The sequence below is a fragment of the Kocuria sp. APC 4018 genome (assembly GCF_030407675.1).
Classification (GTDB): domain Bacteria; phylum Actinomycetota; class Actinomycetes; order Actinomycetales; family Micrococcaceae; genus Kocuria; species Kocuria rhizophila.
The window spans coordinates 1-9,163 of sequence record NZ_JASDCY010000080.1 but is presented as its reverse complement, the minus strand read 5'-3'; the positions used below and the strand labels follow the sequence as shown (position 1 = coordinate 9,163).

8 protein-coding genes, 1 pseudogene and 1 riboswitch are annotated in these 9,163 nt (G+C 70.2%); of the genes and pseudogenes, 3 read left to right on the top strand and 6 right to left on the bottom strand.

The genetic code is table 11. The features are described from left to right. Positions 1-273: 273 nt before the first annotated feature. The 4 genes and pseudogenes from QL985_RS11290 to QL985_RS11275 all read right to left on the bottom strand — a co-directional run. A pseudogene (locus QL985_RS11290) lies at positions 274-1,035 on the bottom strand (ABC transporter permease); the annotation flags it as partial. Next, entirely contained in the window at positions 1,032-1,874 is an 843-nt protein-coding gene (gene modA, locus QL985_RS11285; RefSeq protein ID WP_259905140.1) for a molybdate ABC transporter substrate-binding protein, read from the bottom strand. The pseudogene QL985_RS11290 and the gene modA, both read right to left, overlap by 4 nt. After that, positions 1,871-2,272 (bottom strand): TOBE domain-containing protein, encoded by a 402-nt coding sequence (locus QL985_RS11280; protein WP_019309797.1) that lies wholly within the window; start codon positions 2,270-2,272, stop codon positions 1,871-1,873. The genes modA and QL985_RS11280 overlap by 4 nt, the downstream gene beginning before the upstream one ends. A 295-nt stretch (positions 2,273-2,567) precedes the next feature. Then, entirely contained in the window at positions 2,568-3,350 is a 783-nt protein-coding gene (locus QL985_RS11275) for an enoyl-CoA hydratase (protein WP_019309796.1), read from the bottom strand. A 237-nt stretch (positions 3,351-3,587) separates the two neighbouring features. On the opposite strand from QL985_RS11275, the gene nadE reads away from it, so the two are divergent. Continuing rightward, positions 3,588-4,415, top strand: coding sequence for an ammonia-dependent NAD(+) synthetase (nadE, locus tag QL985_RS11270; protein WP_257744462.1), 828 nt, complete (start codon positions 3,588-3,590; stop codon positions 4,413-4,415). A 7-nt stretch (positions 4,416-4,422) separates the two neighbouring features. Here the strand turns inward: nadE and nhaA are convergent, their stop codons facing one another. After that, the gene (gene nhaA, locus QL985_RS11265) at positions 4,423-5,790 is read right to left on the bottom strand and encodes a Na+/H+ antiporter NhaA (RefSeq protein ID WP_019309794.1); all 1,368 of its coding nucleotides are present in this window, start codon (positions 5,788-5,790) and stop codon (positions 4,423-4,425) included. A 477-nt stretch (positions 5,791-6,267) separates the two neighbouring features. Beyond that, a complete protein-coding gene (locus tag QL985_RS11260) occupies positions 6,268-6,564 on the bottom strand; it encodes a hypothetical protein (RefSeq protein WP_039102300.1) in 297 nt (98 codons plus the stop codon). 193 nt (positions 6,565-6,757) lie between these two features. Next, a riboswitch (TPP riboswitch) is annotated at positions 6,758-6,892 on the top strand. A gap of 45 nt (positions 6,893-6,937) precedes the next feature. Between QL985_RS11260 and QL985_RS11255 the strand changes: the two genes are divergently transcribed. Beyond that, entirely contained in the window at positions 6,938-7,702 is a 765-nt protein-coding gene (locus tag QL985_RS11255; RefSeq protein WP_259905141.1) for a 3-oxoacyl-ACP reductase, read from the top strand. 1 nt (position 7,703) lies between these two features. After that, positions 7,704-8,990 (top strand): LLM class flavin-dependent oxidoreductase, encoded by a 1,287-nt coding sequence (locus tag QL985_RS11250; protein WP_124109937.1) that lies wholly within the window; start codon positions 7,704-7,706, stop codon positions 8,988-8,990. Positions 8,991-9,163: the final 173 nt, after the last annotated feature.

Genomic DNA, 9,163 nt, shown 5'->3' with positions numbered 1-9,163 from the left:
CCGGGTCCTGGGCGCCGACGCGTCTGGTACCCCGCCCACCCGACTGTGGTCCGAGTGGCCGGTCGCCTCAGACCAATCCCCCACACCCGCACCGACCCGCCACTCCACCGACGCGGTCGGCGCGGCAGGGACCCCCTCGGTCGAACCCGGGGCGGCGGCATCCGCACGCGACTCCGGATCGGCCTGACCACCCGGCCCGCGAGCGCCGTCCCGCCCCACCCACCGGGTGAGGTTGGCGCGGAAGCCGGCCCCGCGGCGTCGTCGTGCGGGGGTGGTGAGACTGACGACCAGCAGCGCGACCAGGACGAGGAGCAGGGAGAGGGCCACGGCGGCGTCGGGGTCGGTTTCGCGCTGCAGGTAGATCTCCAGCGGGAGCGTGCGGGTGACACCCTCCAGGCTGCCCGCGAACGTGAGGGTGGCGCCGAACTCGCCCAGGCAGCGCGCGAAGGACAGCGCGGCGCCGGAGAGCACCGCGGGCAGGGCGACCGGCAGCGTCACGCGGAAGAGCGTGCGCGTGGGGGAGGCGCCCAGGCTCGCAGCAATCTGCTCGTAGCGGGTGCCCGTGGTGCGCAGCGCACCCTCCAGCGAGACCACCAGGAACGGCAGGGCCACGAACGTCTGCGCGAGCACCACGGCCGCGGTGGAGAACGCGATGTCCACCCCCAGCGCGCCCAGAGGACGCCCCAGGAAGCCCGTGCGCCCGAACGTGTAGAGCAGCGCAATGCCGCCCACCACCGGGGGCAGCACGAGCGGCAGCAGCACCAGCGATCGGAACACGGTGAGGCCCCGGGCCGTGGAGCGTGCCAGCACCAGGGCCAGCGGACAGCCCAGGACCACGCACAGCGCGGTGGAGGCCACCGCCGTGCGGAGGCTCAGCCACAGCGCGGCGAGCGAGGACTCACTCGTGAGCAGCTCCCCCAGGTGCGCCCAGTCAATGCGCAGCAGCATCCCCACCAGAGGCAGCAGGATGAGCAGCGCACCCACGCCCGCCGGGAGCAGAACCCACCGCGGGGTCGCGGAGAACCGGCGCGTCACGGGGCGCCGAAGCCCGCGTCCCGCAGCACTTTCTGCCCTTGCTCACCCGTGACGAGGTCCACGAACTGCGCGGCAAGCTCCGGCTGCTCGGAGTCCTTCAGGGCCACGATCGGGTAGTTGTTGATCGCCTCATCCGCCATGGGAATGTCGATGGTCGTGACCTTGTTCCCGGCGGCCTTGGCATCCGTGACGTACACGATGCCGGCGTCCGCCTGACCGCTGGTGACCTTGCCGAGCACGTCCGTCACGGCGTTCTCCTGGCTCACGGGCGCCAGCTCCACACCGTTGGCCTGCTCCACCTTCTGGGTGGCGGCACCGCACGGCACCTCGGGGGCGCACGTGACGAGCTTGACGTTCTTGCCCAGCACGTCCTGGATGCTCCTGATTCCCGCCGGGTTGTCCTTGGGCACCACGAGTGTCAGCACGTTGGTGGCGAAGATCTTCGGCTCCCCCTGGGCGAGGTCCGCGTCCGTCAGCTTGGTCATGTTCTTCTGGTCCGCGGAGGCGAACACGTCCGCGGGCGCGCCCTCCGTGAGCTGCTGCACGAGCCCCGAGGACCCGCCGTAGTTCACGTCCACGCTCACGCCGGGGTGGTCCTTCTCGAACTCCTCCGCCAGCTGGTCGAAGGACTGGGTCAGGGAGGCCGCCGCGGACACCCGCAGGGTCTTGTCCCCGCCCCCGGCCCCGGCCTCCGGGGACGACGCCGCTGCATTGCTTCCCCCGCTCTGCCCACCGCAGCCGGTGAGCACCAGGGTGCCCAGACCCGCAGCGGCCACGAGGGCGGTGAGGCGGCGTCTACCCGCGGTGCCCGGTATCTTCTGCTCTGCGCACGCCATCATTTGCGCCCCTCCGTCTCCACGATGACCGCCGTGGACTTCACCACGGCCGTGGCCACGGAACCGGGCGCGAGCCCGAGGTCCTCCACCGCCTCCGTGCTCATCAGCGACACGATTCGGTGCGGACCGCACTGCAGCTCCGCCTGGGACATCACGGGGTCGGACTTCACCGCGGCCACCAGGCCCACCAGCCTGTTGCGGGCAGAACTGCTCACGCGCGCGGGATCCTCGGGGCTCACCGCCGTGCGGCGAGCGAGCTCAGCGAGGTCCGCTCCGTCCACCACGAGGTGTCCCGTCCCGTCCTTGTGCCCGGGAAGGGCACCCTGGTCGATCCACCGCCGGACGGTGTCGTCGCTGACACCCATGAACGAGGCGGCCTGGGCCACGCGGAGAAAGGTCATGGGGCCATGATATCCGCAGGTGCGGGCCCCGGGGTCAGAAAGACCCGCAGATGCGGACCCAGATGGTGCCCCGCCGGTCGGCAGCCGGCCGATGGTGCTGCCTAGTGGAGAAAAAGCAGATCCGCGGCCGCATTTCTGCGTTTGCTCCGCTAATGCAGACCACCCCAGGCGCGCAGGTCACCCCAGGAGCATCCCCCCGGGGGAACGACGACGCCGCTCCCCACCTTCCGGGGAGCGGCGTCGTCTGCGCGTGCACTGTCAGCACATCATCTGCGCCACAGGACGGAGTCCGGGCTCACTCGTGGGAGAAGTTCGGCTTCCGCTTCTCCGTGAAGGCCGCCATGCCCTCCTTCTGGTCCGCGGTGGAGAACAACCCGTGGAACACGCGGCGCTCGTACTGCAGTCCTGCGGCCAGGGTGGTCTCGTACGCGGTGTTGACGGTCTCCACGGCGTGCTGGGCCACCGGCTTGGACATGGAACCGATCTTCGCGGCAACCTCCAGCGCGGTGTCCATGAGGGAGTCGGCGGGGACCACACGGGAGACGAGTCCGGAGCGCTCGGCCTCCTCGGCGTCCATCTGGCGGCCGGTGAGGATGAGGTCCATCGCCTTGGCCTTGCCCACTGCGCGGGTCAGCCGCTGGGTGCCGCCCATGCCCGGGATGACACCCAGGGTGATCTCCGGCTGCCCGAACTTGGCGGTGTCCGCGGCGATGATCATGTCGCACATCATGGCCGCCTCGCAGCCACCGCCCAGGGCGTAGCCCGCGACCGCCGCGATCTTCGGCGTGCGCAGCCGGGCGAAGGTGTCCCACGCGGAGAAGAAGTCCTCGCGGTACATGTCCGAACCGGTCTTGGAACCCATCTCCTTGATGTCGGCGCCCGCGGCGAACGCCTTCTCGGAGCCGGTCAGGACGATCGCACCGATCTCCGAATTGCGGTCCAGGTCGGTGGCGGCCGCCACGAGCTCGGTCATGGTCTGCACGTTCAGCGCATTCAGCGCCACGGGACGGTTCAGCGTGATCACGCCCACGCGTCCCTCGCGGCGGACCAGGATGGTGTCGTAGGTGTTCTCAGTCATGTGGCCAGCATCTCACGACGCCGCTGTTCCCCGCCTCACACGCACGGGTGACGGTCCACCACCGCATTCGGCCCGGAACGCTGACCCTCTGTTGACACGACAGATGCCGCACATGATGCGCCCCTGCCATCCTGGCCAGGTGCGGGGTGACGGTGAGGGACTCGCCGAGGCGACCCAGCGGCGTCGTGGGCCGGGGTCCGTCACACCCCTGAAACACGCGGTCGCTAGCATGGCGGCATGCGTGAATTGCAGGCACAGATCATCGCCGAGCTCGGGGTGGCCCCGCGGATCGACCCGGAGACGGAGGCGGCGCGGCGCGTCGACTTCCTGTGCGACTACCTCCGGGCGACGCACACCAGGGGCTTCGTGCTGGGCATCAGCGGCGGCGTGGACTCCACGCTCGCGGGACGGCTCGCCCAGCTGGCCGTGGAGAAGCTGCGCGAGGACGAGATCCCCGCGGAGTTCGTGGCCATGCGCCTGCCCTACCGCACCCAGCAGGACGAGGACGACGCGCAGGCCGCGCTCGCCTTCATCGAGCCGGACAGGGTGCTCACGTACGACGTCGCTCCGGCCGTCGACGGGTTCGAGGCCGCCTACGCCGCGGCCACCGGCGAGCAGCTCACCGACTTCACGCGCGGCAACACCAAGGCCCGCGTGCGCATGACCGCGCAGTACGCGGTGGGCGGGGACCACAACCTGCTGGTGATCGGAACGGACCACGCGGCGGAGTCCATCACCGGGTTCTTCACCAAGTTCGGGGACGGCGGCGCGGACCTCCTGCCGCTGGCCGGGCTGGACAAGCGGCAGAACCGGCAGCTGCTGGAGTACCTGGGGGCCTCGGAGCGGCTGGTCGGGAAGGTCCCCACCGCGGACCTGCTCAACGACAACCCCGGGCGCACGGACGAGGACGAGCTGGGCCTCACGTACGAGGACATCGACGACTACCTCGAGGGCAAGGATGTCCCCGTGGAGGTCGCGGAGAAGCTGGAGCAGATCTTCCTGCGCTCCCGCCACAAGCGCACCGTGCCGGTGACCCCGGCGGACGCGTGGTGGCGGGAGGGCTGAGCCCTCCTCAAGCGGAGAGGGATGCGCTGCGGTACCGGCGGTTGCGGACCGCCAGCAGCCCACCGGCCAGCACCGCCGCCAGCACCGAGGCGGTCAGCACGGCCACCTTGGCCTGGTCCCCTGCGGCCGCGGACGGGTCGAAGCTCAGCTCCGCGATCAGCAGGGACACCGTGAACCCGATCCCGGCCAGCAGCGCGATCCCCACCAGGTCGATCCACTTGTAGGACGGGTCCAGCTTCCGCCCGGTGAGCACGGTGGTGAGCCATGTGGCCGCAATGATGCCCAGCGGCTTGCCCAGGACGAGGCCCGCGATGATGCCGAGCGTGACGGGGGCGGCGAGCGCCGTCGTCAATCCGTCCCAGCCGCCCACCGCGACGCCCGCGGAGAAGAACGCGAAGACCGGCACCGCGAACCCGGCGGACAGGGGCCGCACGCGGTGCTCCAGGTGCTCGGCGAGCTCCACGGGCTCCCCGGAGGCCCTGGCCCCCATGACGGGAACGGCGAAGCCGAGCAGCACGCCGGCGACCGTGGCGTGGATCCCGGCCTCGTGGACCAGGGCCCACGTGATCACGGCCAGCGGCACCAGGATCACCCACGCGGCCCACGTGCGGTGGGCGAAGAAGCGGGGGAAGCGGTGCGCCAGCAGCCCGAACACGGCCAGCGGGACGAGCGCGAGGAGCAGCGGGAGCACGTGCACCTCGTCCGTGTAGAAGACCGCGATGATGGTGATGGCCAGCAGGTCGTCCACCACCGCGAGCGTGAGCAGGAAGAGGCGGAGCGCGCTGGGCAGGTGCGATCCCACGATCGCGAGCACCGCCACGGCGAACGCAATGTCGGTGGCGGTGGGGATCGCCCAGCCGCCCAGGGTCTCGGGGTTCGTCGCGTTCACCGCGGCGTAGATCAGCGCGGGGACGACGACGCCGCCCACGGCCGCCGCGATCGGCACCGCCGCCTTGCGGAGGTCCCGCAGATCACCCGAGACGAACTCGCGCTTGAGCTCGAGGCCCACGAGGAAGAAGAAGATGGCGAGCAGTCCGTCCGCGGCCCAGGTGCCGAGGCTGAGCTTCAGGTGCCACGGCTCGTAGCCGACCTCGAGGTCACGGAGGGCGAAGTAGCTCTCCACAAAGGGCGAGTTGGCCCAGACGAGGGCGATGACAGCGGCAACCACGAGGAGGATGCCAGCCACGGTCTCGCGGCGCAGGACGTCCTGGAGCCGGGAGAGGACGCCACCCGAGGGGTGGTCGGGCTCGCACGGCGGCTCAGGATGGTTGAAGAAACCGGGCTCCGAGACGAAGCCGGAGGACTCTTCCTGCGCCACGGGCTCCGGGGATCCGGGCTCACGGTGGGCAGGGGTGGACGTGTGGTGCAGGGGCATGGATCACTCCAGTGTCGACGGGCATCACGCTCATTACCGCCGACCAGACTTCCCGGCACACCAGCCAGTAAGGGTAGCAGGGCGCCTTTATGCGGCGCACCCGTGCTTTCCATCATGACCTTGGGTCCCAGCTGCAGAGGCGGGCGCACCCGACTGATACCCCTAGAACCTGCGCCGTTGTCCGGCACCCGATCAGAGGTCGCGAGGCGGAGCATCCGTCGAATCGCGGTTGCCTCTCTTCTTGTCCTCGGCGGACCCCAAGACGTCCTTTCGGGCGAAGAACCAGACCAGACCGCCCGCCAGGAAAATCCCCACAATGATGGCCACCCACATAGCTATATTCATGGCCTCAAGCTATCAACCAGATGATCGGGGACCACGCGTCACCCTTGTTCCAGACGGGGAGGGATCCGCCGGCGGTGCCGCGCGCCAGGAAATGACAAGCGGTCTTTCCTGAAAAGAGCCCTTCGCCAGAAGTCACGACGGCGAGTGGCGGCGCGACCGCACCTCAACGATGCGGGCCGTCATCAGGCTGATTCCCCACAGGAACAGGACCAGCAGCGGTACGAGAGTCATCATGGACGGCTCGTCCACGACCGTCACGCCGCCCACGTTCTCCCAGGTGCACGTGTGGCCCAGTGGCACCCAGCTCCACCCCGGCTCACCGTAGATCGAGCTTCCGTCGCCCAGTTCGCAGGACAGGGATCCGAAGTGCAGGAGTCGCTCGGCCACGAGCCCCGCGATCCAGACGAGCAACGCGGCAAACCACAGCACCCATCCAACGTCCCTTGCCCGTGAAGCGGCTGTTCGGTCTGACATTCACCCGTCTCCGTTCTGGTTGCCGTGCGCCGCGCCCAGCACCGGCCAATCGGTCCCACCACTTTCCTATCAGGGTTCCCTGCGACCCCATCCTTCTCGGTCAATCCGCTCACTTGATCCTCGCCAAACCTCCCTGACTACACTGACCACCAGTGACACGGGGTGCCGCCACCCTTCCCTCCCCGCCCACCGGGCGCACGGAGCGCGAGGACAAGGCGGCTGAGATGACACCCGTCGAACCTGTCCAGTTAGTACTGGCGAAGGGATGTCACGGTCGCACCGCGCAGGTGGCGCACCGCTTTCTTCGCCGTGAGCCACAGGAGTGAGCATGCGGATCGAGAACACCATCGTCCTGGTCACCGGCGGAGCCCGCGGGCTCGGGGAGCACCTCAGCCGGGCGTTCGCGCGGGAGGGCGCGCGCGTCCTCGTGAACTACCACTCCAGCGAGGAGCGGGCCCGTGCGCTGGTCAGCGAACTCGGGGAGGACAGGGCCCTCGCGGTCCAGGCGGACGTGACCGACGCGCAGCAGATGCGGGACATGGTCACCCAGGCCAGGGAGCACTTCGGCGCGCCGATCACGGTGGCCGTGAACAACGCCCTGGTGGACTTCAGCTTCAACGGGGACGCCCGCCCCACCCTGGAGCACCTGACCGCGGACAACCTCACGCAGCAGTTCCAGGGCGCCGTGGTGGGCGCTCTCAACGTGATGCAGGCGGTCACCCCAGGCATGGCGGAGGCCGGCGAGGGCCGCATCATCAACATCGGCACCAACCTCTTCCAGAACCCCGTGGTCCCCTACCACGACTACACCGCCGCGAAGGCCGCCCTGCTCTCCCTCACCCGCACCGCCGCCAAGGACCTGGGCCCGCAGGGCATCACCGTGAACATGATCTCGGGCGGCCTGCTGCGCACCACGGACGCGAGCGCCGCCACCCCGGACGAGGTCTTCGACTACATCGCCGCCGGCACTCCCCTGGGCCGCGTGACCACCCCCGAGGAGTTCGCGGACACCGCCCTGTTCATCGCCTCGGACTGGTCCCGCGGGGTCACCGGCCAGAACCTGGTGGTCGACGGCGGGCTGGTGATGGACTGACATGGCCCGCCGCCTCCACCTCAACGCGTTCCTCTACGGCGCCGGCCACCACCAGGCCGCGTGGCGCGCGCCCAACTCCTCGGTGCACCGCCTCACGAACATCAGCTACTACGAGGAGCTCGCGCAGACCGCCGAGCGCGGCCTGTTCGACGCCGTGTTCTTCGCGGACGGCCACAGCGTGGGCGACGTGTCCGGCGGACCCCACTGGTCCCTGGAACCGCTGACCGCCCTGTCCGCGATGGCGCGCGCCACCGAGCGCATCGGCCTGGTGTGCACAGTGTCCTCCACGTTCTTCACGCCGTTCCACGCGGCCCGGATGCTCGCGTCCCTGGACCACATCTCGGGCGGCCGGGCGGGCTGGAACGTGGTGACCTCCATGTGGGACGACGAGGCCCGCAACCACGGCTATCGGGCCATGCCACCCAAGGACGAGCGCTACGAGCGCGCCCGCGAGTTCGTGGAGGTGGCCCGCGCCCTGTGGGCCAGCTGGGACGAGGACGCCGTCACCGCGGACCCCGAGGGCCAGTGGGCGGACCCCTCCAAGCTGCACCGCCTGGACCACGAGGGCCGCCACTTCCTGGTGGACGGGCCCCTCACGGTCCCGCGCTCCCCGCAGGGCGAGCCGGTGCTGTTCCAGGCCGGTGCGTCCGGTCCCGGCAAGGCCCTGGCCGGGGACTTCGCGGAGGGGATCTACGCCGTGGCCTACGACCTCCCCGCCGCCCAGGAGTACTACTCCTCGGTCAAGGCGGAGGTGGCGCGGGCCGGGCGCGACCCGGAGGCCGTGGTCGTGATGCCCGGGCTGGTCACCTACGTGGGCCGCACCCACGAGGAGGCCCTCGCCAAGCAGGAGCGCGTGGACCGGCTGCTGCCCGTGGAGCAGTCCCTCGCGCAGCTCTCCACGTTCGTGGAGCAGGACTGCTCCGACTGGGACCTGGACGCACCCGTTCCCCCGCTGCCGCCCCTGGAGGAGTTCACCGGACCGCAGGGCCGCTACGGGACCATCCTGCGGATCATCGAGGCGGAGCACCCCACGGTCCGCCAGCTGCTCGGACGTCTGGCCGCCGGCGGTGGCCACTGCACCATGGTGGGCACCCCGGAGTCCATCGCGGGCCGGATGCAGGAGTGGCTGGAGAACGGCGGCGCGGACGGCTTCAACCTCATGCCGCCCGTGCAGCCGGACTCGCTCACGGACTTCGTGGACCTCGTGGTCCCCGAGCTGCAGCGCCGCGGCCTGTTCCGCACCGAGTACTCCGCCACCACGCTGCGCGGTCATCTCACCCGGGGCTGACCACCCACCGCACGACGACGCCGCCGCGCCCCTTCCCGGTCGCGGCGGCGTCGTCACGTGGAGACGCGGTGGCGTGGCCGCCCATCCGGGGGACCGCAACCTCGCCAGGCACCACGGCCCACATTCTTAAGTGCAGCCTTTGCCACTTTTCCGCCTCTGAGAGGCAAAACCTG